Here is a 25,950-nt window from a genome sequence, read left to right as displayed (position 1 = left end):
AAAAAATGATTACAAGACAACCTTTAACGAGTCGCTTTGGTCGTGTAAAAGATATAACCGACGTTGCGGCGTATGAACAGCTACAAGGCTATGAAGGTTTGAATCAAGTGCTGGATGCAACAGAAACTCAAAATCTAAATACATTGATTGAAGGGGCGCTATGGAGTCGTAGTGGGAATGGCACCAATGTTGCGGTAGATTGTCAAGAAGTTCTGACGAATGAAGCTGAGACAAAATACATCATTTGTAATGCCGATGAAGGTGAACCAGGGACATTTAAAGATAAGGCATTATTACGGTCAGATCCGTTAGCGGTCATCGAAGGGATGACCATTGCGGCTTATTTAACCCATGCTCAAGTAGGTTACATCTATGTTCGGGGTGAATTCCGGGACTTGATTTTAGAATTGATGCAGACCATCGAGAATTGCCGGGCAGCCCATTTATTGGGTAAATCTATTTTTGATGTACCGGGCTTTGATTTTGATATTAAAATCAGCGAAAGTGCAGGGGCTTATGTGTGCCAAGAACCAGCTGCCTTATTTAACGCTATGAGTGGTGCTACTGGGCGCCCAGGCGGCCGGGTAACGCCAACTAAAGCTGGTTTTTATAAACAGCCAACTTTAGTAGAAGATGCGGAAACTTTTGCGAATTTACCAGTACTTTATCGGTTAGGGGCCAAAGCTTATCAGAGTTTAGGAACTAGTGAAAGCGGCGGGACCAAATTAGTTTGTTTGACCGGGCAAGTTAAAAATCGCGGTCTGTTTGAAGTACCAATTGGGCTTGAATTGACAACGATTCTAAATGATCCAGAATTTGGCGGCGGCAGCCAAGATGGGACGCCATTTAAGTTTATCCATTTAGGCGGTCAGTCAGGGATGATTTTACCTGCTGAAAATATAACAGATTTAATTTATAGCCCAGAAGCCTTACAGGCTGAACATTTAACAATGGGCACAGGGGCGATTGTAGCGGCCACAGAAGCAGTTAATATTTTAGATTACTTAGTGCCAGTAGCACGCTTCTTTATGGATGAATCTTGTGGGAAATGTCCGGCTTGTCGTATTGGGACAGTTCGGATTTATGAAGCTTTACAAACATTACAAAAACAAGAAGGCGTACCAGGGGATTTAACCCGGTTAGCCCATATGGTAGATCATGTGGCCAGTCAAGCGTCTTGTTTTGTAGGGCAAGTTGTTGCCAATCCAATTTTTAGTGCAATGGCTGCTTTTCCTGAAGAGTTTAAAGCAGGTGTAGATTGGCAAGCGGAAGTCGTCAAGGAGGTGCCTTGGTAATGGGAACAGTTGATCATCGTCCAAAAATAACTATTAAACCAATGTTAAATCAATACAGCAATTTGGCAGAGGCCGTTAACCTAGAGCAAGAAGATACCCGGGATAAGAAAGAAAAACGGCAAGATGCCCGGAAATTCATCGTTGATTTGGAAATCAGTAATCATCATTTGAACTGTTTAGAATGTCCAAAAGATGGGGATTGCGGTTTAGAAAAAGAAGCTTTAGCAACCGGTATGATGCATACGACTTTCCACGGCCGTAAAATTAAAGATCACAAAATTGATTGTACGAATCCATTCTTTGAATATGATCCTGAAAAATGTTTGCTATGTGGTAAATGTGTGCAAGTTTGTCATTTGCGGCAAGGTCGGGATGTTTTAAGTATGGGCCGCAGAGGTATCGAAACGCGAATTATTCCAGGTTATGGTGATACTTGGGATAAGTCTGTTTGTGAATCTTGCGGGAACTGTGTCGCAGTTTGTACGACCGGTGCTTTAACTACTAAAAACCATAAGAGCTATCGGAAATGGGAAACCACAACCGTTCAGACAACATGTCCATATTGTGGGACCGGCTGTCAAATTGATATGGTCCTTAAAGATGGTAAGATTGTGGATGCAGAACCTGCAAATGGCCCGGCTAACAAAAACTTACTTTGTGTCAAAGGCCGGTTTGCTGCCTTTAATTTTGCCCAATCTAAAGACCGCTTGACTAAGCCATTAATTAAAAAGAATGGTAAGTTTGAAAAGGTTAGCTGGAGTGAAGCGATTGACTATATTGCCAAACGATTCACAGAATTAAAGACAAAATATGGCCCAGACAGCTTAGCTGGTTTTGCTTGTTCTCGTTCTACAAATGAAGACGATTATGTTTTACAAAAAATGGTTCGAACGGCCTTTGGCACCAATAATGTAGATAACTGTGCCCGGGTTTGTCATGCGCCATCCGTTCATGGTTTGGGGATGACCCTAGGCAGTGGGGCGATGACCAATACGATCAAAGATATTACAACAGATGTAGATGCCATCTTATTGATCGGGTCTAACACAACTGAAGCCCATCCTGTCATTGGGGTACAAATCAGATCAGCTGTCCAGCATGGGGCTAAATTGATCGTTGTAGATCCAAGAAATATTGATTTAGTTAAAAATAGTAAGCTGCATCTACAGCTTAAAGCCGGAACGAATATCGCCTTAATCAATGGGATGATGCATGTCATCATTGAAGAAGGCTTAGCAGATATGAATTTCATCGAGCAACGGACAGAAGATTTTGACAAGATCAAAGCTTTAGTCGCTGATTACACACCAGAAAAAGTTGCCGAAATTTGTGGGATTGATGCCAATTTAATTGTAGAAGCTGCTGAAATGTATGCTAAAGCAAAGAAAGCCCCATTAATCTATTGTTTAGGTGTCACTGAACATTCTTACGGGACTGAAGGCGTTATGAGCATGTCTAATTTGGCCTTATTGGTTGGTAAATTAGGCAAACCTGGCTGTGGGGTAAATCCATTGCGGGGACAAAATAATGTCCAAGGTGCTTGTGATATGGGCTGTGACCCATTTGATTTCCCAGGTTATCAAAAATTAAATACACCAGGCGTTGTTGAAAAATTCGAAGAAGCTTGGGGTACAAAATTAAATCCAAATGTCGGGAAGACATCCACGCAAGTTATGCCGGCAGCTGGTGAAGGTAAGATTAAAGGGCTCTTTATTTTCGGGGAAGATCCAATTGTGACCGATCCGGACACGAATGAAGTACGGCATGATTTGGAAAACTTAGAATTCTTAGTGGTCCATGAATTGTTCATGACCGAAACGGCAGAATACGCAGATGTTGTTTTGCCAGGGTTAAGCTATCTTGAAAAAGATGGGACGTTCACGAATACAGAACGGCGGATTCAAAGAGTACGGGCAGCCATCAAACCATTGAGTGGTGTGAAACAAGACTATGACGTCTTTACCGAAATTGCCACAGCAATGGGGTACCCAATGCACTATAACTCAGCTTCTGAAATTATGGATGAAATCGCCCAATTAGTACCAACATTCGGTGGGGTTAGCTTCGATCGGCTAGAAAATCCAAATGGTTTGCAATGGCCATGTCTAGATGTTCATGATCCTGGGACACCAATTATGCATGTGCATGAATTTACGCGGGGCAAAGGATTATTCATGGCTTTACCATATCATCCAGCAAAAGAATTACCGGATGATAAGTATCCATTTGTTTTGTCCACAGGTCGGGAATTGTATCATTATAATACCCGGGCTTATTCAGAAAGAACTGAAGGCATCACGGAATTAGCCGGTTTGGGCCGTGACAAATCTTATATCGAAATGAATCAAGTGAATGCGGATGAATTAGGTATTAAAGATGGTGATCGGGTCAGAGTTAGCTCGCGGCGGGGGACTTTGGAAACCTACGCCAATGTGGGTCAACGGGTATTGCCAGATGCTGCCTTTATGACCTTCCATTTCCCAGATGGGAATGCCAATATTGTAGCCAATCCAATGACGGATGATATTGCGAGATGTCCAGATTATAAAGTGTGTGCCATTAACATTGAACCGGTTTAAACTAATGCGTCACTAAAAAATAAATGCGTTGATGCCAGCAGACTAGAGGCAAAATCTAGGGCTGGGGTCAACGCATTTATTATTGACTAAAAGTTAATCTACTTTATTTTTTAAATCTCTAGCTTGTTTTTGGGCGGTATTCAAATTAACATTCATAATTTCAATTTGCTGGAAAACGGCGCCATAGTACTGATTTAGCCGGTTTTCCTGTGCCTCTAATTCTGAAATGTCATCGTCACTTGCTGTATTTGTACCGCTGCTGTCTGCATGGGCTTGTGAATCCTGGCTTAGCAAGTCATAATAAGTTTCTTCAGCACTAGTGAGCTCGTCCATAAAGGTCACAAATGTTTTTTGGTCTAAAGCAGAAAGATGTAGGCTTTGAACTAAGTCGTTGATCGCCTGTTTGGGCATATTGGGGTAAGTTTGGTTACTAATTTTTAATAACTCGGTGCGGTCGCTTTGTAAAGCCGTTTGGTTCCGTTTGAAGGCTTCATAGGCTTCGCGACGCTCAGTAACCGTCTGATAAGTTTTAGAATCCGCCGTATCTAATAAATTTTCGCCGGGAAACTTATCTTGTTCACTAGAAAAAGAAGCCTGATTTTTAGTCATCTTTGCTTGAATCGTACGTAAACTTTGCTTTTGTTTTTTGATATCCGTTAAAATAACCTTTGTATTAGTGCCCAACTGCGCTTTAGCGCTTTGTTTAGGGGTACAGCCGCCAAGGATTAGAATGAAGATTAGGGCGAGGCTTAAAGCAAGGCAGCGATTAACTTTTTTATATTTACTCATAATTTGTTTAAATCTCCAATTATTCTTGTTACCATAATAATAGCGTAATTTACTGACCCATGCCAACAATTAGACGGGAGGAATTTATTTTTGCGGATTGGTTTAAGAACCATTAAAACAGCGGTTGGTGCAGCGATTGCCATTTTAGTCGCTTATTATATGCACTTGCAGTACTGGCCGGCTGCCGGTATTATCACGGTTTTAAGTGTTCAAAATACTACTAAATCATCATTGCGACTGGCTTTTTTTAGAGTGATTTCAACAGCAATTGCCTTTTTAATTGCGATTATTAGTTTTCATTTAATTGGTTATAACGCCATTGCTTTTGGGGTATTTTTGCTGCTGTTTATCCCAGTGGCAGATATGTTCAATTTACAAGACGGTATTATTTTAAGTGCGGTGTTAGTGACCCACTTCTTGATTGAACGCAGTACCTCTTGGTATTGGATCGGCAATGAATCTTTATTGATGGTTGTCGGGGCTGGGATTGCGATCATTGCCAATTTATTCATGCCAAATTTAGAGGATCGCATTTCAACGTATCAAGCTGCCGTTGAGGACAGTATGCGGGCCATTTTGGAAAACATGAGCCAGCAGCTTTTGGGCGCAGCCGATGAAACTAAAAAAGCCGATTTGATTAAAACCAGCTGGGATCATATCAGTGACCTCAAAATTGCGATTAATGATGGGACCGCTTGGACGGTACGGCATAACGAAAATCAGCTGTTGTCTGAAAATGATTACTATCGAGCGTATTTTGAAATGCGCAATAATCAATATGAATTATTGCGACAAATGCAAAATAGTTTAGAAAAAATTCCAGCGACAGTTTTACAAAGTAAAGCTATTGCTAAAATTTTAACACAAACGGCGAACGATTTGGCGGAAGATAATTCGACAAAAGATTTAATCGAAAACGTAGAAATTTTACAACAGAAGTTCCATGTCAGCGCTTTGCCGAAGTCCCGTGAGGAATTTGAAATCCGAGCACAGCTATATTATTTATTAAATAATTTCCACCAATTTTTACGTTTAAAACACACATTTTATACAATTGTGGCCAGCCAGAATTAGCGCTATATCCCTTGTCATAGCTAGGTTGTTATGGTAACATAGAGCTGTACTTTTTGAATGGTTATGGTTCGATCGTTTCATAAAACTTTCTTCCATTGTACCAAACAAGAATGCACAATTATTTATTTACTTTCGAGGAGGAAATGCTCTTATGGAACATGGTACAGTAAAATGGTTTAATGCTGAAAAAGGTTATGGTTTTGTAACACGTGAAGATGGCAGCGATGTATTCGTACATTTCTCTGCAATCCAAGGCGACGGCTACAAGACTCTTGAAGAAGGTCAAGGCGTTACTTTTGATATTGAAGAAAGCGACCGCGGCCCACAAGCTGTTAACGTTGTTAAAGACTAATTCTTAAAATTTATTAAGAGCTGAGGCAAAACATTGTTTTGTTTCAGCTCTTTTTGTTATTTTGTTTTACAATAGAAGTAGAACAGAGCAATTAAAATAATTGTTTTTTAAAAAAGGAGGTCATCAAATGGCTTATAACGATTTAGCAGCCATTGCCCAAGCCGTGATTCGTGAGAAATATGGGAATACCCATGTTTTCAGCACTGAAGTATTACGGGGGCCTGCGGTTTTATTTGACGATTGGGCCCAATCCAATGCCCAATTGACTAAGGCACAAGTCCGTCAGATCAAAGAATTATTCACAGATTATGAGTGGATGCTGTGCCAAAAGGCAATTTTCCAAGCGACGACAATTCCAGAATACAGTGCTAAGGCAGATTATATTTATGCCAATGCCAAAAAACATGTGGCAAAACACTGGCTTGCTGCTGAAAATTGTCAAAGCAGCTTTAAAAATGAACAAGTTTTGAATCATCCCGTTGTCCACTTACGGCTGACGATGGGGTACGATTTATGGGGCTTTTCAGACATCTTAGATTTTGTAGTACCTGCGCATATTCAAGAAGCGATTGAAACCAAACAATTGGACTTGCTAACTTGGGCCAATGACCTTAAAATTGAAAAATAACAAGGTTACAAATTAAACGAAAAAAGTAGGTAGATTATTTTTTGGCAAATCAGCGGAAAAGACAAGGGTATCGACGGAAACAACAAAACAATGGCTTATTAGGTGTGCTAATAACGCTGTTAATTTTGTTGATCGCCATTTTTGGTGTAGTACGCGGCTTTGAATATCATGAAGCCAGTTTACAGCAAGCCGCAATTGATTCCTCCAAAGCTGTACGGGAAAAAGAACAACGCGAAAAAACAGCCTTTATTAATAAAATAGCACCTTATGCGAAGCAACTTTATCAGACTTATCATATTTTGCCCAGTATTACAATTGCCCAAGCTATTTTGGAAAGTGATTGGGGCAAAAGTCGGTTAGCTTCAGAATATAATAATTTATTTGGCGTTAAGAGTACCGATCCCAATAACAGTAAGGTATTAGATACCCAAGAATATGTTGATGGCGCGTGGCAGACCGTGAAAGGGCGTTTTCAAGTCTATGACAGCTATGATGCGTCTTTATTAGCCCATGCCAAACTATTAGCAGGTGGTACTAGCTGGAATCAAGACCAATATACGCATGTGGTTAACGCGACGGATTATGTGTCTGCAGCCAATGGTCTGCAGCAAGATGGGTATGCTACTGATCCGGGCTATGCCAAAAAAATCATTCAAATTATTGATAAATATAAACTCACCCAATACGACACCTAATTTTAAGGCGACCTGCTGATTTTGCAAAAGCCGAACAAACTGTGTTATAAAACACGAATATTATAATTTAATGAAATTGTGTTCTTGATATTGAGAACACAATTTTTTTATGGTAATGTTTAATTTAATTAAATTCGTATTTTACGTTAGTTGCGAATGATTAGACTTATAAATTTACGCTAATAGTTCAAAATACGAATATTATACAAACTATGACCTATGAGAAAGGAACGTTAATTTTGAAGATTCTAGAAGATCGTATTTTAAAAGATGGGCAAGTGTTGGGGCATGATGTCTTAAAAGTCGATAATTTTTTAAATCACCAAGTAGATCCAATGCTAATGCAACAAATGGGCGAGGAGTTTCATCGATTATTTAAAGATGAGAAGATTACAAAAATATTGACCGTCGAGTCTTCTGGAATTGCACCTGCTGTTTTTGCAGGATTGGCGTTTAAAGTGCCCGTTGTTTTTGCACGGAAGCACAAGAGCGTTACCTTAAAAGATGAACTCTACACCTCTGTTGTGTATTCTTATACAAAAAAAGTCAGCAATCATATCTCTATTTCCAAAAAATTCTTAAACAGTGATGACCGCGTTTTAATCATTGATGATTTCTTAGCCAATGGACAAGCGGTTCAAGGTTTAGTAGACATTATTAAACAAGCAGATGCGGATTTGGCCGGAATTGGGATTGTCATCGAAAAGACATTCCAAAAAGGTCGGGAATTAATTGATAAAGAAGGCATTCATGTGGAATCATTAGCACGGATCAAAGCCTTTGAAGACGGCAAGGTTATTTTTATGGACGAGGCGAACACCATTAATGCCAACAACTAAGACCAATAACGTGCCCACAGCTGAAGTGGGTAATGTTAAGGCTGCAGTTTTAGGACTGCAACATTTATTAGCAATGTATTCAGGTGCGGTTGTCGTGCCGTTATTAATCGGTGGGGCATTACATTTTTCAGCATTGCAAATGACTTATTTAGTGTCGATTGATATTTTTATGTGCGGTTTGGCAACTTTTTTTCAGCTGCGCAGTAATCGTTTTATGGGTATTGGCCTGCCCGTTGTCTTAGGTTGTGCCGTACAGGCCGTTGAACCGTTAAAGATGATTGGGGCGCATTATTCCGTTGGGACAATGTATGGCGCAATTATTGCAGCCGGTATTTTTGTGGTTTTAATCGCCGGCTGGTTTGCTAAAATTAAGCGTTTATTCCCGCCATTAGTGACAGGAACGTTAATTACGGTGATTGGCTTGAGCTTGATCCCGGTAGCTTTTCAAAATCTGGGCGGCGGCGATATGAATGCTAAGAATTTTGGCAATTTAACAAACATTGGTATCGGCTTTTTGACGATTTTTATCATTTTAGGGGTCAGCTTTTGGGGCCGTGGTTTTTTGAAGTCCATTGCGGTACTGGTTGGTTTAATCATTGGGACTTTAGTCGCCGCTTATTTTGGCTTAGTGTCCTTAAAACCAGTGGCTGAGGCCAGCTGGTTCCATTTTCCACGACTCTTTTATTTTGGCAGACCGCAATTTGAATGGTCTTCAATTATGACGATGATTTTAATTTCGTTAGTTTCAATGGTGGAATCCACCGGTGTTTATTTTGCACTGGGGGATATTACCAAACGTAAATTAACCCGGGATGATTTAAAACGGGGCTATCGGGCAGAAGGGATGGCCATCATTTTTGGCGGCCTATTTAATACCTTCCCCTATACCACTTTTTCACAAAATGTTGGTTTAGTGCAGTTATCAGGAATTAAAACCCGCAAACCAGTTTATTTTGCAGCCGGATTTTTAGTCTTATTGGGGCTATTGCCAAAATTTGGTGCGATAGCCACCATTATTCCTGATCCAGTACTGGGCGGTGCCATGTTAGTGATGTTTGGCATGGTGGCTGTTCAAGGGATTCGGATGTTGCAGAACGTTAATTTTCAAAATGACAAAAATCTGTTAGTTGTGGCGATTTCAATCGGCTTAGGCTTGGGCGTGACGGTCCAGCCGCAGATTTTCCAATTTTTACCTAACACGCTCCAATTACTCTTTAGTAATGGGATTGTAATGGCTAGCTTAGCGGCAGTCTTATTAAACCTGATCTTTAATGGCATGGGGACGATCGATGAAGAAGCGGTGGGCTTAAATGAAGACAAGACAGATGAACGATAAAATTTTGGCATCCGTTAAAGTTGTGTGGTACTGTAAACTCAGCGAATACTATTTTTATTAAAGGCAGGACCGAACAATGGCTTTTATTTATCCTAGGCAAACGATCGGCATCATTGGCGGCGGCATGAAAAGTTATGCTTTAGCATTAACGGCTAAAAAAATGGGCTTTAGTGTGGCCTTGATGACCGATCGACAAGAACCAGTTTTAAATATTGTAGATTTTCCCACGGTGGGGGATTTAGAGGCGACTGAGGCGGTATTGGATTTCACAGCCGGCTTACCGTTAGTGATGTTTCAAGACGAGAATATTAATTTTCAAGTTTTGGAAGCTTTGCAAAATCAAACCTTCTTACCACAAGGCAGTGATATTTTGGCCATCACACAAGATCGTTATTTAGAAAAAACTTTTTTAGATGATTTGAATGTGAATGTGGCGCCTTATACGACGGTGGTGAATTTAGATGATGTGCGGGCGGGCTTAGCGTCAATAGGGTATCCGGCGGTGATTAAACCGATTCAAAAAGGCTTGGCGCACAATCGCCAAGAAGTCTTATATCGAGATGAAGATATCGCTTATCGGACGCATTTTTTAGAAGATACCTCTGCAATTTTGGAATCTTGGGTACCCGTATCGCAAGAGTTTTTGATTATGGTCTGTAAAGATCAGGATCAAAAAATTCAACTGTTGCCGATCATTGAAACTTTTTATGACGGCCACCAGCTGATTGCGGCAATGGTCGCACCACGCTTAGCAACAGAGGTTCAAACTGAAATTCAGCGTGTTGCCCAACGGATTGCTGAAACCGTCAATTATTGCGGTTTGTTCGGTGTCTCATTTTTATTGACAGCCACTGGCAATCTTTATGCCCAGCGGATCTTTCCAGGTACGCATACGGCGGCAGATATTTATGAACAGACAACTGGCGTTTCCCAGTATGAATTGCAGCTTAGAACTTTGTTAGGCTGGCCGCTGCCTAAAGTGACGTTGCAAACCAACGGAGCTCTATTGATGATGCTTAAGATCATGGAAGAAGCCAGTTATACGCAAATTAAAATTAAACCAGAATGGCAATTTAACTATTATCCAGCAGCGATTGCCAATTCAGTCGCTGAGCCCATTGGTGAAATTTTTGTGACGGATGACGATCGGGCCAATTTAATTAATCGAATCAATGCCACGGACTTGTGGTATTTATAAAAAAACGAACGCTAATTAATATGTGATCACTTAAAAAATTAAGATAATAATAAAGGAGACTGCAATGATTCCACGATATGTAAGACCTGAAATGAGTAAGATCTGGACCGATGAAAACCGCTACCAAGCTTGGTTGGAAGTTGAAATACTTGCGGATGAAGCTTGGGCACAATTAGGTGAGATTCCCACAGAAGATGTTCAAAAAATTCGGGAAAATGCGACGTTTGATGTTGATGAAATTCAACGTTTGGAAGCTATTACGCACCATGATGTGGTCGCTTTTACACGGACCGTATCTGAAAGCTTAGGCGCTGAAAAGAAGTGGATTCATTACGGCTTAACTTCAACGGATGTTGTGGATACAGCTTATGGTTATTTATTAAAACAGGCCAATGATATTTTGCGGCAGGATATTGATGATTTCTTAGCAGTGATCGCTAAAAAAGCAAAAGAATACAAGTATACAGTAATGATGGGGCGGACCCACGGCGTTCATGCTGAACCAACAACTTTTGGGCTTGTGTTAGCAAACTGGTATGCTGAAATGAAACGGAACAAAGCACGCTTTGACCGGGCCAGCAAAGGGGTTGAAGCTGGTAAAATCAGTGGTGCTGTCGGTACTTTTGCCAATATCCCACCTGAAGTTGAAGCCTATGTTACCGAACATCTAGGGACAAGAGCCCAAGATATTTCAACGCAAGTGCTACCAAGAGACTTGCATGCCGATTATGTGCAGACGATGGCTTTAATCGCCACTTCTGTGGAACGCTTTGCCTTAGAAGTACGGCATTTGCAAAGAACTGAAGTCCGAGAAGCAGAAGAGCATTTTGCAGCCGGACAAAAAGGGTCTTCAGCAATGCCACATAAACGTAATCCAATTGGCTCTGAAAATGTGACTGGACTCGCAAGAGTGATCCGCGGTCATGCGATCACCGCTTTAGAAGATGTGCCCCTTTGGCATGAACGGGATATTTCCCATAGTTCTGCAGAGCGCATTATTTTACCGGATACGACGGAATTATTAGATTATATTTTACAACGTTTTACAAAAATTCTAGATAACTTAACCGTTTTCCCAGAGAATATGTTAGCCAATATGCAAAAAACACACGGCTTGATCTACTCACAACGGGTACTGTTGAAGTTAGTTGATAAAGGCTACAGTCGTGAAGCGGCTTATGATATTGTGCAACCTAAGACGGCACAAGCTTGGGATGAACAAAAAGATTTCCGCACCTTGTTAGAGGCTGATCCAAAAGTAACGACTAAGTTAAGTCCAGCTGATTTGGATGATGCTTTTGATTATCATTGGCATTTAAAGAATATCGACACCGTGTTTGAACGGGTTGGTTTAGGCTAAATATTATTTTCAGAAAATATCACAATTAAATTAACGTCTCAAAATTGGGGTTGAATGCCAAACCGTTGGCTTCAGCGCCTTTTTTTGCGATTTGAAATAACGGTGAGCCTCAGTGGCGCTTAATGAAATAGGCCTTATATTTTGGTATAATGTAGTGTACTTTTAGACGTGTAAATAATAGATAAAATGCGCTTTGCAATATAAGCAGATACGAAAGGACAAACCATGGCAATCGATTTATTAGATAAATTAAATGATAAACAACAAGAGGCCGTTCGAACAACGGAAGGGCCGTTATTAATAATGGCTGGTGCCGGCAGTGGGAAGACTCGGGTGTTAACACATCGGGTCGCTTACTTGATTGAAGAAAAAGGGGTTAACCCTTGGAATGTTTTGGCAATTACTTTTACTAATAAAGCGGCTCGAGAGATGAAAGAACGGGTGGGCCAATTATTAAATGCTGACGATGCACAAGCTGTTTGGGTTTCTACATTCCATGCATTATGTGTGCGAATTTTACGGCGAGAAAGTGAAAAAATCGGCTATGCCCGCAGCTTCACCATCGCTGACCCAGCAGAACAGCTGACTTTGATCAAACGAATCTTGAAAAATTTAAATCTTGATCCGAAAAAATTTGAACCCCGCAGTATTTTAGGGGCCATTAGCAATGCCAAAAATCAACTGATTACGCCAAAAGAATTTCATCCGGAAAATCTATTTGAAAAAACAGTGGCTCAAGTTTACGAACGCTACCAAGCCAGTCTCCAAGCTGACCAGGCCATGGACTTTGATGATTTGATCATGTTGACGATTCAATTATTTGAAAGCGATCGGACAACACTGAGTTATTATCAAAATAAATTTCATTATATCCACGTGGATGAATATCAAGATACCAATGAAGCTCAATATCAATTAGTTAAACTGTTGGCTGGCCAATATCATAATCTCTGTGTCGTTGGGGATGCGGATCAAAGTATTTATGGTTGGCGGGGTGCCAACATGAATAATATCTTGGATTTTGAAAAGGACTACAGTGATGCCAAAGTAGTGATGCTGGAACAAAACTATCGCTCTACGAAACATATTTTAAAAGCCGCTAATGAAGTCATTCAGCATAATGTCGTTCGGCGGCCCAAGGATTTATGGACAGATAATACAGAGGGTGAAAAGATCACGTATTATCGGGGCCAAAGCGGTCAAGATGAAGCAATTTACGTGATTCAGCAAATTCAAGCCCAGATTAAAGACAAGCACTATCGCTATGGGGATTTTGCAATTTTATACCGGACCAACGCCCAATCACGGATCGTCGAAGAAAGTTTACTTAAAGCCAATATGCCTTACAAAATTGTGGGCGGCCACAAGTTCTATGACCGTAAAGAAATTAAAGATGTTTTAGCTTATTTGCGGTTAGTGGCTAATCCTAAAGATGATATGAGTTTTCAACGCGTGATCAATGTGCCAAAACGGGGTATTGGCCCAGGCACCATTGATAAGCTGCAAGATTTTGCGGATCTCCATGATTTTTCTTTACTAGAAGCTTGTTTAAACATTGATTTAGCGAATATTACGGGCCGAGCAAATGGTAATTTGGCTGATTTTGGGAATATGATTTATGCCCTACGGCAACGGATTGAAGCACAGACACTGACACAATTGACAGAAGATTTGTTAGACCGTTCCGGTTATTTAGCAGCTTTAAAGAAGCAAAACAATTTAGAGTCAGCGAGCCGAATTGAAAATATTGAAGAATTACTGTCAGTGACCCAACAATTCGACGACCATTATGAACCTGAAGATGAAGACAGTGACAAGTTTGTGGACTTTTTGGCAGACTTAGCTTTAGTTTCCGATCAAGATGATTTAGAAGAAGCTGCCAGTGAAGTCACTTTAATGACTTTGCATGCCGCAAAGGGTCTAGAGTTTCCAGTGGTCTTTTTGATTGGCTTAGAAGACGGCATTTTCCCAATGGGCAGAGCGTTAACCGATCAAGACGAACTTGAAGAAGAACGGCGCTTAGCTTATGTGGGCATTACGCGAGCTCGAGAAAAACTGTATATAACCAATGCTTACAGCCGAATGCTTTACGGCCGGACCCAAAGTAACCCAGCCTCTCGATTTATCAGTGAAATTAACGATAATTTAATTGAGAATGCCAATCGGAATGCCGGCGCAGTACCCTTTAGAAAACCGGGCAACAGCCGCTTAGCAAACCAATATGAACGGAGTCAAGCCACCGCGTACCAAGCACCGGGGGCAGTGGCTAAAACGAGTGATGCAGGTGGCAAAACTTGGCTGCCAGGGGATAAAGTAACCCATAAGAAATGGGGCATCGGTACGGTGGTTAAAGTCAATGGTACCGGTGAAAATGCGGAACTGGATATTGCCTTTAAGGAACAAGGCGTGAAACGGTTACTAGCCGCTTTTGCACCAATTCAAAAAGTAAAAGCAGAAGATTAGCTTAGAAATCAGCAATTGAGGTGACTAAATTGACATTAGATAAACCGATTGAAGCTTATACAAAAACACAAGCTCAGCAAGCAGCCCAATCGTTGCGGGAGACGATCAATCGTTACAGTGCGGCTTATTATACAAAGGATGCACCGGTCGTTGAAGATAGCGTCTACGATCAAGTGTATCGGGATTTACAAGACTTAGAGGCGGCTTTTCCAGATATCGTCACGCCGGATTCACCGACTCAAAAAGTTGGCGGTGAAGTTTTACCAGGATTTAACAAAATTACCCATAGTACACCAATGCTTTCCATGGGGGATGTGTTCTCCTTTGAAGAACTTGAAGCATTTGATGCGCGGCTGCAAAAAAATATTGACGGTGATTATGCCTATAGTACCGAGCTAAAAATTGATGGTTTAGCAATCAGTTTAGTTTATAAAAACGGCCAGTTCGTGCAAGGGGCTACCCGGGGTGACGGGACAATTGGTGAAGATATTACAAAGAATTTGATGACCATTGATGGCATTCCAAAGACGTTGCCGGAACCGTTGTCCATTGAAGTTCGTGGGGAGTGTTACATGCCAAAAGCGGCTTTTGAAGCGTTGAATGCCCAACGAGAAGCCGAGGGGAAAGCCGTTTTTGCCAATCCCAGAAATGCGGCGGCCGGTAGTTTACGGCAGTTGGATACCAAAGTTACGAAAGCGCGGCAGTTGGAAACCTTTATTTATTTTATTACGCAGCAAGATACTTTAAACATTCAAACCCAAACCCAAGCGCTTGCCACTTTAAAACGCTTAGGCTTTAGCACCAATCCGGATAGTAAATTATGTTCAAATGTGGCTGAAGTGATGGACTACATTAAAGCACAAACACCGCATCGAGATGATTTGCCTTATGGTATTGATGGTGTGGTTTTAAAAGTAGATAGTTTGGCGTTGCAGGCACAATTAGGCAACACGGTCAAAGTCCCTCGGTGGGAAATTGCCTATAAATTCCCGCCAGAAGAAGCGCAGACGATTGTCCGAGATATTGAATGGACCATCGGCCGAACTGGCGTGGTTACGCCCACTGCGGTAATGGATCCTGTTCAGTTGGCTGGGACGACAGTAGCCCGGGCGACGTTGCATAATGTGGATATGCTTAAAGAAAAAGATATTCGTATCGGGGATACGGTTGCTTTGTTTAAAGCCGGGGATATTATCCCGGAGGTCAGTGCGGTTATTTTGAACAAGCGGCCAGAAACAGCTTTGCCTTATGAAATACCAACAACTTGTCCTTCTTGCGGCGCTCAGTTGGTTCATTTAGAAGACGAAGTGGCTTTACGTTGTATTAATCCGATGTGTCCGGCTCAAGTTAAAGAAGGACTGACTCATTTTGCCAGTCGGAATGCGATGAATATTGATGGATTAGGCCCGCGCATTATTGAACAGCTTTATGATTTAGAATTAGTCCATGATGCAGCGGATTTATATCGCTTAACAGCGGACACTTTAACACAGTTGGACAAATTTAAAGATAAGTCTATTAATAATTTATTAAATGCGATTGATCGTAGTCGTCAAAACTCATTAGAACGCTTATTATTTGGCTTAGGGATTCGACATGTAGGGGCTAAGGCCGCTAAAATCTTAGCCGCACATTTCGGGGATGTTTGGCAGCTTGCCCAGGCCAGCGCTGAAGAGATGGTAACCATTGATAATGTCGGTCAAATTATGGCTGACAGTGTGGCAACTTATTTTGCGAATGCCGGGGTTCAAGAATTGCTGCAGGAATTTAAAGCCGTGGGGGTTAATTTAACCTATATTGACACTAGCACCTCAACCACGACGACCAGTTACTTCACGGATAAAACTGTGGTTATAACCGGAAAATTAGAAAATATTACCCGACCAGTTTTAACGCAGCAATTAGAAGATTTAGGCGCTCATGTCACCGGCTCTGTCTCTAAAAAAACGGATGTTTTAATTGCCGGTACAGCAGCGGGCAGCAAGCTTACAAAAGCACAAAATTTAGGGATTCAAATCATTAATGAATCCGAATTAGATCAATATTTGACAGCAACGGATTAGTTTCAGGAGGACAAGCTTTGAAACGTAAAGGATTATTAGTAGCAATGGCTGGACTAGTACTTATTTTAGCCGGATGCGGCAATTTAAAGAGTACCGGCAGCGGCACATCTACGACCACCACCAATAGCAGTAAAGGGGTTCAAACAACAGGTTCCACAGGGGAAAGCAACTATACCGGTGTGATTCAAGACGGTAGCTACAAAACCAGTGCAGCTCGGGGCTTAATGGTGAGTCAAACGGATAATGTGCTTAATGTAAAAAGCATGGAAACCGGTTTAACGACCATTTCTAAAAAAGAGTTCTCCACTGATAAGTACTTATTACAAGAAGGTCAGTATTTAAAGAGTGCGACGGTTAAAAAATGGCTGGCTCGCAAATCTAAAAGTAACCCCACTGGTTTGAATCCAAAGAGTAATGGCTCTACAGATGCGGATAAGCGGACGCCCCTTTATTTACAGCAAATATTAGAACAAGATTACGTGACGCAAACGGATAATAACAAAAGTGTCAAACTCGGCGGTGTAAGTATTGCCCTGGGAATGAATACCGTTGATTATTATCAAAAAGAAAGATACGGTGCAGAATATAAAACGACCATTTCAGATTCGGAATTATTAGCCCAAGGTAAGTCAATGGCGAACACCGTTTTAAAACGTTTGCGGCAAAATTCGGACTTGAAAAATGTCCCCATTGTCATCGCAATTTATAAACAAGCGGCTAAAGATAGTTTGGTCGGTGGGGTTTATGTTGCTTATTCGGCCAATAAAGCCAGTGCAACAACTGTGACAGATTGGAAGAACTTGGATGAAAAAAATCAGGTTTTACCAACCGTTGGCGATGAAAAGGCAGTGAATTCTGGCGATAGCGATGCTTTTTCGAACTTTAAATCGCAAATTCAAGGCTTTTTCCCTAATCTTGCCGGTGTTGTTGCCCAAACACATTATGAAGATAATCAGTTGCAGGGGATGAATATTACCATCAATACGCAGTTCTACGGCGAAACCGAAATTACCAGTTTCACCCAATATGTTTCACAAGCTGCGGGTCGTTATTTGCCAAGTAATATTCCAATTGAAATTACCGTGCAATCCACTCAAGGTATTCAAGCTTTTGTAGCTCGCGAAAGTGGTGAAAAGAGCTTTTATACCCACGTTTTCAGTAGTTATTAAGCTGGTTAAACCAGTGTCAATAAAAAATATGTTACAATATATGAGTATGTTCGAATTTGGAGTAAAGAAGGAGAAAAAACATGATTTCAAAGGCACAAGTTAGTCATGTTGCCAAGCTGGCCAGGCTAGAATTTAATGAAACTGAATTAGAGAATTTTACGAGTCAATTAGATAAAATTGTTGAATTTGTAGATCAATTAGAAGCAGTAGACACAACTGGCGTTGAACCAACAACGCATATTTCTAATGCCATTAATGTTTTCCGCGAAGACGTACCGCAAAAAGAGGCGACACGGACGGAACTATTAAAGAATGTGCCGGAACAAGCCGATGGGTTGATCCGTGTACCAGCGATCATCGAAAAAGAGGAGGGCGAATAGTTGAATTATTTTGATGAAGATATCGCCAGCTTACATGAAAAACTGGTGCATAAAGAAATTACAGTGCGACAATTAGTTGAAGCCACTTTTGAACAAATCGAGGCTAAGGATGAAAAAATTAATGCCTTTGTAACGTTAAATAAGGCCGCTGCTTTAGAAAAAGCAGATGCTTTAGATGCTAAAGGGATTGATGAAGCCACTATTTTAGCGGGTATTCCTTTAGCAATTAAAGATAATATCGTAACCAAAGGCTTGCGGACGACCGCTTCTAGCCATATTTTAGATAATTTTGAACCTGTCTATAATGCCACCGTAATGGATAAATTAGACGCAAAAGATACCATCACAGTTGGGAAAACAAACTTGGATGAATTTGCCATGGGCGGTTCTACAGAAACCTCTTATTTTGGTGTGACGCGTAATCCTTGGCAATTAGACAAAGTACCTGGTGGCTCATCAGGTGGTTCGGCAGCTGCAGTTGCTGCTGGTGAAGTTATCGCTGCTTTAGGGACAGATACAGGTGGCTCTATTCGCCAACCAGCCGCATTCAATGGTATTTTCGGCATTAAACCTACTTATGGGCGTGTTTCCCGTTGGGGTTTAATGGCTTTTGGTTCTAGTTTGGATCAAATCGGGGTCTTGTCTCGCAGCGTCAAAGACAGCGCCCTTGTTTTGAATGCGATCAGCGGACAAGACGCCCATGATGGAACAAGCATTGATACGGCTGTACCTGATTTTACCGCTGCTTTAGGGCAGTCCGTTAAAGGCATGAAGATTGCAGTGCCAAAAGAATATATGGGTGAAGGGATTGATCCAGATATTGTAGCTGCAGTCAAAGCGGCCATTGCCACTTTTGAAAAACTTGGGGCAACGGTTGATGAAGTGACGCTACCTTACACAAAATATGCCGTACCAGCTTATTACATTATTGCGTCCAGTGAAGCTTCTTCTAACTTACAGCGTTATGATGGCATTCGTTATGGCTTTAGAGCTAAAGATGTTCATTCATTAGATGATGTTTATATCAAGTCTCGTTCTGAAGGTTTCGGCGATGAAGTCAAACGCCGGATTATGTTAGGAACATTCTCATTATCTGCTGGGTACTACGATGCCTACTTTAAAAAGGCGGCGCAAGTTCGGACATTAATTAAACAAGATTTTGAAAAAATATTTGAAACCCACGATTTAATCTTAGGACCAACAACGCCAACACCAGCCTATGGGATTGGTGAAAAAATTACAGATCCCGTAACGATGTATTTAAATGATATTTTGACCATTCCTGCAAACTTAGCCGGTATTCCAGCGGCTTCAATGCCAGCTGGTTTTTCTAAAGCTGGGCTGCCAATTGGGGTTCAATTGATGGCTAAAACTTTAAATGAAACAGCTATTTTCACGGCAGCGGATGCGTTTGAAAAAGCAACAACTTTCCATAAACAAGTACCCGAATTCAAAGGAGGCCAAAATTAATGAATTTCGAAACAACTATTGGTCTTGAAGTCCACGTTGAATTAAAGACAAAAACAAAAATGTTTAGTCCCTCACCGGTTGAATTTGGGGATGAACCCAATACAAACACAAACGTTATTGACTTTGGGATGCCTGGGGTTTTGCCTAAGGTGAACAAGCAAGCTTATCGTTATGGCATCATGGTGGCTTCCGCATTAAATGCGACAATTACGCGGGATACCCATTTTGATCGGAAAAACTATTTTTATCCAGATAATCCAAAAGCTTATCAAATCACTCAGTTTGAAAAACCATTAGGGACAGACGGCTGGATTGAAATTGAAGTTGACGGTAAGAAAAAGAAAATTGGCATTACTGAATTGCACGTCGAAGAAGATGCTGGGAAAAACACCCATTCTGAAGATGGCTATTCTTATGTGGATTTGAACCGTCAAGGCACACCTTTGATTGAAATTGTGTCCAAACCAGATATCGCTTCCCCAGATGAAGCGTATGCCTATTTAGAAAAACTTCGCCAAATTGTCCAATTTACGGGCGCTTCTGATGTTAAAATGGAAGAAGGGTCTATGCGGGTGGATACAAACATTTCCATTCGGCCAATTGGACAAAGTGATTACGGGGTTAAAACAGAATTAAAGAACTTAAACTCCTTTAACTTTGTGCGCAAAGGGTTAGCTTATGAAGAAAAACGGCAAGCTCGGGAATTAATGGCTGGCGGGGTAATTCGTCAAGAAACACGGCGTTATGATGATGCGACTGGCCAAACTTACTTGATGCGGGTGAAGGAAGGCTCTGATGATTATCGTTATTTCCCAGAACCAGATATTCCGCCATTCCATTTAGATGATGCTTGGATCAAAGAAATTCAAGCAAGTATTCCTGAAATGCCTGAAAAACGGCGGGCCCGCTACGTTCAAGAATTTGGGTTACCAGAATACGATGCCAACGTTTTGACAGCGACCAAAGAAATGTCTGATTTCTTTGACGCTGCTGTTGCCCAAAAGGCAGATCCTAAGTTAATTTCTAACTGGTTAATGGGCGAAGTGAATGCCTATATGAACGATAAGAAATTAGATTTACAAGAAACTAAATTAACCCCTGAAAATTTAGCCACAATGGTTAAGTTGATTACGGATGGGACGATTAGTTCTAAGATCGCTAAAAAAGTCTTTAAAGAAACGATCACCAACGGCACAGAACCAAAAGAATATGTTGAAGCTAAAGGCTTGGCACAGTTATCTGATCCAGCTAAATTAACCCCAATTATTGATGGCGTTTTAGACAGCAATCAACAATCTATTGATGATTTCAAGAATGGTAAGGATCGGGCAATCGGCTTTTTAGTAGGTCAAATTATGAAACAAACAAAAGGTAAAGCCGATCCAAAAGTAGTCAACCAAATTTTGATGACTGAACTTAAAAAAAGATAAAGATGAAGGATATAGAGGGATAACATGAGAGTCCGAGCAAGATTAATTTATAATCCAACCGCAGGGCATGAAACGCTTTTAAGAAGTGTTGGCCAAATTTTGAATATTTTAGAAAAAGCGGGCTATGAAGCCAGTGCTTTTCAAACCACCAAGGAGCCTAACTCTGCTGCTAAAGAAGCGAGAAGAGCCGCTAAAGAAGGATTTGACTTAATTGTTGCTGCTGGTGGTGACGGGACACTTAATGAAGTTGTTAACGGCATTGCTGGACTAAAAAAACGGCCGAAAGTCGGGATTATTCCAGCAGGGACAACGAATGATTATGCCCGGGCTTTGAAGATCCCTCGTGAAGATCCTGTAGAAGCTGCCAAAATTATTTTGAAGAAGCAAACAATCAAGCTAGATGTTGGGCAAGCCAATGATGCTTACTTTATTAACATTGCGGCCGGGGGCTTCATGACAGAGCTGACCTATGAAGTACCTTCTCAGTTTAAGTCTATTTTGGGTTACTTGGCCTATGTTATGAAGGGCGCAGAAATGCTACCGAAAATGCGGGCAAAAGCAACTCAAATGCATTTGGAATACGACGGCGGTTCTTACGATGGCCCGGCGTCGATGTTCTTTTTGGCATTGACGAATTCCGTTGGCGGCATGGAGCAAATTGTTCCGGATGCTTCTTTAGGCGACGGCCACTTTTCATTAATTATTGTGAAGGCGGCTAATGTTGCTGAAATGATCAAATTATTAGCATTAGTCTTAAATGGTGGCAAACACGTCGACGATCCGAATATTATTTATGTGAAAACTAAAAAATTAGTAGCTAAAACTAAAAATGGTGAACGCATGATGATTAATTTAGACGGGGAATACGGTGGAGATGCCCCTGTACGCTTTAAAAACTTAAAGCAGCACATTGAATTTTTTGCAGATGTAGATGCTATTCCAGCAGAAATTATGCCGGTTGAAGATTATGGTGAAGACGGTAAAAGATTGGTAGAAAACCTAGAAGATCAAGTCGCGGCCACTGATTTGGCGGCCTCTGAAACACCTAAAGTAGAATAACTTTGAGGATAAGTCTAGCTACAATTGTTGTGGGTAGACTTGTTTTTTTGCAGAAAATTCGTTAAGCTTAACGGCGACTAAAAAAAACGAGGTAAATATGAAAACAAAAATTGAAGCACCTATTGAAAAAAACGAACAGAGACAATTTGAGATCACAGATCTATCTTATGACGGCTTAGGGGTCACTAAGATTGATCACTATCCAATTTTTGTCAGCGACGCACTACCTGGAGAAATCGTTGAAGCAGTAGTAACTAAAGTGGGTCAAAAATACGGCTTTGCTAAAACTAAAAAGATCCTTAAGAAAAGTGCGGATCGGGTCACTGTAGAAAATCGGCAATACACGCAAACAGGTATTGCGCCACTCCAACATTTAGCTTATCCAGCGCAATTGCAATTTAAGCAAAAACAAGTTGAAAATGTTTTTCAAAAAGCACAGTTGGCAATCAATGTTTTACCAACTTTAGGGATGAGTGATCCAACCCATTATCGGAACAAGGCTCAAATTCCAGTCCGGAACTTAAATGGGCAAGCAACGGTAGGCTTCTTTAGAAAACGGAGTCACCAGTTAGTGCCAATGACGGATTTCTTTATTCAAGATCCAGAAATTGATAAAGCTATTGCGGCGCTGCAATCCATTATTCGCCGTTTAGCCATTGAACCTTATGATGAAATTCGCCATACGGGCGTTTTGAGAAATATTATGGTGCGGCGCGGCTATTATTCGCATGAATTAATGCTGGTTTTAGTAACGCGCAGTACGAAATTAGCTTCAGCTAAGACGTTAATTGCCATGATTCAATCTGAAATTCCAGAAGTCACCAGTGTGATTCAAAATATCAACCCTAGTAAGGGCAATGCGATTTTGGGGAAGACGCAAAAAGTTCTTTGGGGCAAACCCGTATTGCGGGATGAATTGTTAGGGCTGCAGTTTGATATCTCCCCGTTATCTTTTTATCAAGTGAATCCACAACAGACACAAGTGCTTTATCAAAAAGCGATTGATGTGGCGGATCTTCAAGGGACTGAAACTGTGATTGATGCTTATTCTGGTATTGGTACTATTGGCTTATCCATGGCGAAGCATGTCAAGGCGGTCAAAGGGATTGAAGTGGTTGAAGATGCGGTCAAAGATGCCCGGCATAATGCAAAACTAAATGGCATTACCAATGCGGAATTCACCTTGGGTAAAGCTGAAACAGTCATGTTGACCTGGCAGGCAGAGGGTCTACAAGCAGATGTTGTCGTCGTGGATCCACCACGTAAAGGCCTAGCACCTGAATTTATTGAAGCAGTTGGCAAAGTAGCCCCTGAAAAAGTGGTTTATATTAGTTGTAATCCAGCGACACTCGCTCGGGATTTGACGTTATTCGGTGCCCAAGGTTATACAGCTAAAGAAACACAGCCAGTGGATATGTTCCCAATGACAACCCATGTGGAAAGTGTAACTTTATTAACAAAATAAAAAGGATTTAAATTTGAAGAATTCTGAAAGTGCTGCTGTGACAGGCGATTATTTCAGAGTTCTTTTTATTTTTAGATTATTTACATTGTGAAATAATTATCAATATACCTTGAGATTGCCTTTCTGCTATGCTAAGCTACCCTATAGTAAATATAAGAAAAGAGGGTAAAAAATGGGCTTTTTACAAGGAAAGACGGCAATCATTACCGGTGCTGGCCGGGCGACTTTAAGTGATGGCACATGTGGGTCAATTGGGTATGGGATTGCGACGGCTTATGCGAAAGAAGGGGCTAATTTAGTTATCACCGGTCGTAATGTACAGAAGTTAACGGATGCTAAAGAAGAATTGGAGCGTCTGTATGGTATTTCAGTATTGCCGGTCGTAGCGGATGTGAGTGCGGGTAAGGATAATGAAGCAACGGTTAATGTAGTTATTGAACAGGCGGTAGCGACATTTGGCGGCATTGATGTGTTAATTAATAATGCCCAAGCTTCAGCTTCGGGCGTACCGTTAGCGGAGCACACATTGGATCAGTTTAATTTGGCTATTTATTCTGGACTTTATGCGGCATTTCTTTATATGCAAAAATGTTATCCGTACTTGGCAAAGTCCAAAGGTTCAGTGATTAACTTCGCTTCTGGTGCTGGCTTATTTGGTAATTTTGGACAAAGTGCCTATGCCGCCACAAAAGAAGGGATTCGGGGGCTATCTCGAGTGGCCGCCAATGAGTGGGGTAAGGATGGGATCAATGTGAATATCGTATGCCCCCTTGCTTGGACAGCGCAACTTGAGAATTTTAAAAAAGCGTATCCAGAGGCATTTGAGGCCAATGTGCATATGCCACCAATGGGCCATTATGGTGATTGTGAAGCTGAGATTGGGCGTGTCTGTGTGCAATTAGCATCCCCAGACTTTAAGTACATGAGTGGTGAAACGATCACGCTTGAAGGCGGTATGGGACTGCGCCCATAAGAATGTTAGCTGTTGTATTACGGGAATGGGTTAAAAAATGACGAGTCGTATTAAAAAGTGAAAGCATTTCATCGGTTAAGATGAAGTGCTTTTTTAATTTTAAGATAAAAATCGGTCCATAGTTGCAAGAAAATGAACAGGAAGCTGAGGGTTGAATTTGCTATACTTTTTTGTGAAAGGAAGGTGGCACAGTTGAATATCATAAAACAATTTAATGAGGCTATGGCCTATGTGGAGGCGCATTTGATGGCGGATATTGATACCGCACAAATCGCGCGACTTGCGGGGTGTTCGGACTATCATTTTCGCCGCATGTTTTCGTTTATGGCGGACATGCCTTTGGGGGAATACATCCGCCGTCGTCGATTATCATTAGCTGCTAATGTTTTGCAGTCGACGGCTAAAAAAGTTAGCGACGTTGCACTAGATTTTGGTTACGAAACACCGGAAGCTTTTAGTAAGGCGTTCAAAAAAATGCATGGTGTCAATCCTTCACAAATAAAAAAAGGTGCTGTTCAATTGAAAATATTGCTACCAATGACCTTTCAACTGACAATAAAAGGTGGGGAAACAATGGATTACAGGATTGTCGAAAAAGAAGCTTTCCAAATAATTGGTTTTAAGAAAAGGGTGACTTTACAATTTGAAGGTGTTAATCATCAAATGGATTCGCTAGTACAGCAACTAACACCGGAAATCATAGCTGAACTTAAAGCCCTAAGTGATGTTGAACCAAAGGGCATGCTGAATGTCTCTGCTAACTTTGCTGACGAGAGAGTTGAAGGCTGTGAATTAGATCAGTATTTAGGGGTAGCAACAACTCAGACGGTAAAAACGAGTTTTGACAGGCTAGCGGTTGAAGCGTCAGAATGGGCGGTCTTTAACGTTGTTGGCCAATTTCCGGAAGCCTTGCAAGCGACTTGGGCAAAAATCTACGGTGAGTGGTTTCCAACTTCGGGTTATGAACTCACAGGCGGGCCAGAGCTATTGTGGTCTGAAAGTCCAGATACGTCTAAGATAAATTATCGAAGTGAAATTTGGATTCCAGTTTGTAAATTATCGTGAATTTGATTGAATAATGCACGCCGATAGCCCAAAGTAGCAGTGTCTACTCTGGCTGTCGGTTTTTATTGCTAAGTGAGTTTTTATGCTATAATAAAGACTTAAAAAAGTGCGAAAGTTGGTTTGGTGCAAAGCTAAAATAACTTTAAAAGATGCGAGCATTACGCAGCAAGGAAAGATTGGTATGTGCAGGTTGACTATTGCAGGATAACGATCAATGTCTATAGCTTTACAATCATAACGGCACATAAAACAAAATGATTGTTAATAA

General features: G+C 41.1%; 21 protein-coding genes and 1 pseudogene. 21 read left to right on the top strand and 1 reads right to left on the bottom strand.

Annotation, left to right across the window (positions count from 1 at the left end; translation table 11 throughout):
* Nucleotides 1–5 precede the first annotated feature (5 nt).
* A complete protein-coding gene (locus tag EKM93_RS09685; protein ID WP_125715389.1) occupies nt 6–1,295 on the top strand; it encodes an NADH-ubiquinone oxidoreductase-F iron-sulfur binding region domain-containing protein in 1,290 nt (429 codons plus the stop codon).
* Nucleotides 1,295–3,874: a formate dehydrogenase subunit alpha gene (fdhF, locus tag EKM93_RS09680; RefSeq protein WP_125715388.1), complete on the top strand. Its 2,580-nt coding sequence runs from the start codon at nt 1,295–1,297 to the stop codon at nt 3,872–3,874. The genes EKM93_RS09685 and fdhF overlap by 1 nt, the downstream gene beginning before the upstream one ends.
* Nucleotides 3,875–3,967: 93 nt before the next feature.
* On the opposite strand, the gene EKM93_RS09675 is transcribed toward fdhF, so the two are convergent.
* Nucleotides 3,968–4,663, bottom strand: coding sequence for a hypothetical protein (locus EKM93_RS09675; RefSeq protein ID WP_125715387.1), 696 nt, complete (start codon nt 4,661–4,663; stop codon nt 3,968–3,970).
* Between the two features lie 90 nt (nt 4,664–4,753).
* Here EKM93_RS09675 and EKM93_RS09670 point away from each other — a divergent pair, with 90 nt between their 5' ends.
* From EKM93_RS09670 to EKM93_RS13810, 19 genes and pseudogenes are all read left to right on the top strand, one after another.
* Nucleotides 4,754–5,737, top strand: coding sequence for an aromatic acid exporter family protein (locus EKM93_RS09670; protein ID WP_125715386.1), 984 nt, complete (start codon nt 4,754–4,756; stop codon nt 5,735–5,737).
* A 151-nt stretch (nt 5,738–5,888) separates the two neighbouring features.
* Nucleotides 5,889–6,089 (top strand): cold-shock protein, encoded by a 201-nt coding sequence (locus EKM93_RS09665; RefSeq protein ID WP_125715384.1) that lies wholly within the window; start codon nt 5,889–5,891, stop codon nt 6,087–6,089.
* Between the two features lie 127 nt (nt 6,090–6,216).
* Nucleotides 6,217–6,717 carry a hypothetical protein gene (locus tag EKM93_RS09660; RefSeq protein WP_125715382.1) on the top strand — a complete coding sequence of 167 codons (501 nt, stop codon included), beginning with the start codon at nt 6,217–6,219 and terminating at the stop codon, nt 6,715–6,717.
* 41 nt (nt 6,718–6,758) lie between these two features.
* A complete protein-coding gene (locus tag EKM93_RS09655; protein WP_125715380.1) occupies nt 6,759–7,412 on the top strand; it encodes a glycoside hydrolase family 73 protein in 654 nt (217 codons plus the stop codon).
* Between the two features lie 239 nt (nt 7,413–7,651).
* Nucleotides 7,652–8,251, top strand: coding sequence for a xanthine phosphoribosyltransferase (locus EKM93_RS09650; protein ID WP_125715400.1), 600 nt, complete (start codon nt 7,652–7,654; stop codon nt 8,249–8,251).
* 10 nt (nt 8,252–8,261) lie between these two features.
* Nucleotides 8,262–9,587: a nucleobase:cation symporter-2 family protein gene (locus EKM93_RS09645; protein WP_376923130.1), complete on the top strand. Its 1,326-nt coding sequence runs from the start codon at nt 8,262–8,264 to the stop codon at nt 9,585–9,587.
* Nucleotides 9,588–9,663: 76 nt separating this feature from the next.
* A complete protein-coding gene (locus tag EKM93_RS09640; protein WP_125715376.1) occupies nt 9,664–10,785 on the top strand; it encodes an ATP-grasp domain-containing protein in 1,122 nt (373 codons plus the stop codon).
* A gap of 64 nt (nt 10,786–10,849) precedes the next feature.
* Nucleotides 10,850–12,145, top strand: a complete 1,296-nt coding sequence (purB, locus tag EKM93_RS09635) for an adenylosuccinate lyase (RefSeq protein WP_125715374.1) — start codon at nt 10,850–10,852, stop codon at nt 12,143–12,145.
* A gap of 225 nt (nt 12,146–12,370) precedes the next feature.
* Entirely contained in the window at nt 12,371–14,608 is a 2,238-nt protein-coding gene (pcrA, locus tag EKM93_RS09630) for a DNA helicase PcrA (RefSeq protein WP_125715372.1), read from the top strand.
* A 29-nt stretch (nt 14,609–14,637) separates the two neighbouring features.
* Nucleotides 14,638–16,671 carry an NAD-dependent DNA ligase LigA gene (ligA, locus tag EKM93_RS09625; protein ID WP_125715370.1) on the top strand — a complete coding sequence of 678 codons (2,034 nt, stop codon included), beginning with the start codon at nt 14,638–14,640 and terminating at the stop codon, nt 16,669–16,671.
* A gap of 17 nt (nt 16,672–16,688) precedes the next feature.
* Nucleotides 16,689–17,840, top strand: a complete 1,152-nt coding sequence (locus tag EKM93_RS09620) for a CamS family sex pheromone protein (protein ID WP_376923129.1) — start codon at nt 16,689–16,691, stop codon at nt 17,838–17,840.
* A gap of 80 nt (nt 17,841–17,920) precedes the next feature.
* Entirely contained in the window at nt 17,921–18,220 is a 300-nt protein-coding gene (gatC, locus tag EKM93_RS09615; RefSeq protein ID WP_125715368.1) for an Asp-tRNA(Asn)/Glu-tRNA(Gln) amidotransferase subunit GatC, read from the top strand.
* Nucleotides 18,221–19,690, top strand: coding sequence for an Asp-tRNA(Asn)/Glu-tRNA(Gln) amidotransferase subunit GatA (gene gatA / locus EKM93_RS09610; protein WP_125715366.1), 1,470 nt, complete (start codon nt 18,221–18,223; stop codon nt 19,688–19,690).
* Entirely contained in the window at nt 19,690–21,120 is a 1,431-nt protein-coding gene (gene gatB, locus EKM93_RS09605) for an Asp-tRNA(Asn)/Glu-tRNA(Gln) amidotransferase subunit GatB (protein WP_125715364.1), read from the top strand. Before gatA ends, gatB begins: the two co-directional genes overlap by 1 nt.
* Nucleotides 21,121–21,144: 24 nt before the next feature.
* Nucleotides 21,145–22,179 carry a diacylglycerol kinase gene (locus EKM93_RS09600; RefSeq protein WP_125715362.1) on the top strand — a complete coding sequence of 345 codons (1,035 nt, stop codon included), beginning with the start codon at nt 21,145–21,147 and terminating at the stop codon, nt 22,177–22,179.
* A 97-nt stretch (nt 22,180–22,276) separates the two neighbouring features.
* Nucleotides 22,277–23,644 carry a 23S rRNA (uracil(1939)-C(5))-methyltransferase RlmD gene (gene rlmD, locus EKM93_RS09595; protein WP_125715360.1) on the top strand — a complete coding sequence of 456 codons (1,368 nt, stop codon included), beginning with the start codon at nt 22,277–22,279 and terminating at the stop codon, nt 23,642–23,644.
* A 172-nt stretch (nt 23,645–23,816) separates the two neighbouring features.
* The gene (locus EKM93_RS09590) at nt 23,817–24,617 is read left to right on the top strand and encodes an SDR family NAD(P)-dependent oxidoreductase (protein WP_125715358.1); all 801 of its coding nucleotides are present in this window, start codon (nt 23,817–23,819) and stop codon (nt 24,615–24,617) included.
* Nucleotides 24,618–24,809: 192 nt separating this feature from the next.
* The gene (locus EKM93_RS09585) at nt 24,810–25,682 is read left to right on the top strand and encodes an AraC family transcriptional regulator (RefSeq protein ID WP_125715356.1); all 873 of its coding nucleotides are present in this window, start codon (nt 24,810–24,812) and stop codon (nt 25,680–25,682) included.
* Nucleotides 25,683–25,862: 180 nt separating this feature from the next.
* Nucleotides 25,863–25,940: pseudogene (locus EKM93_RS13810) on the top strand (DUF3781 domain-containing protein); the annotation flags it as partial.
* Between the last annotated feature and the right edge of the window lie 10 nt (nt 25,941–25,950).

It is taken from the genome of Agrilactobacillus yilanensis (genome assembly GCF_003946725.1).
Lineage (GTDB): Bacteria > Bacillota > Bacilli > Lactobacillales > Lactobacillaceae > Agrilactobacillus > Agrilactobacillus yilanensis.
The sequence above is the reverse complement of the archived record's forward strand: the minus strand, read 5'-3'. Positions and strand labels throughout refer to the sequence as shown.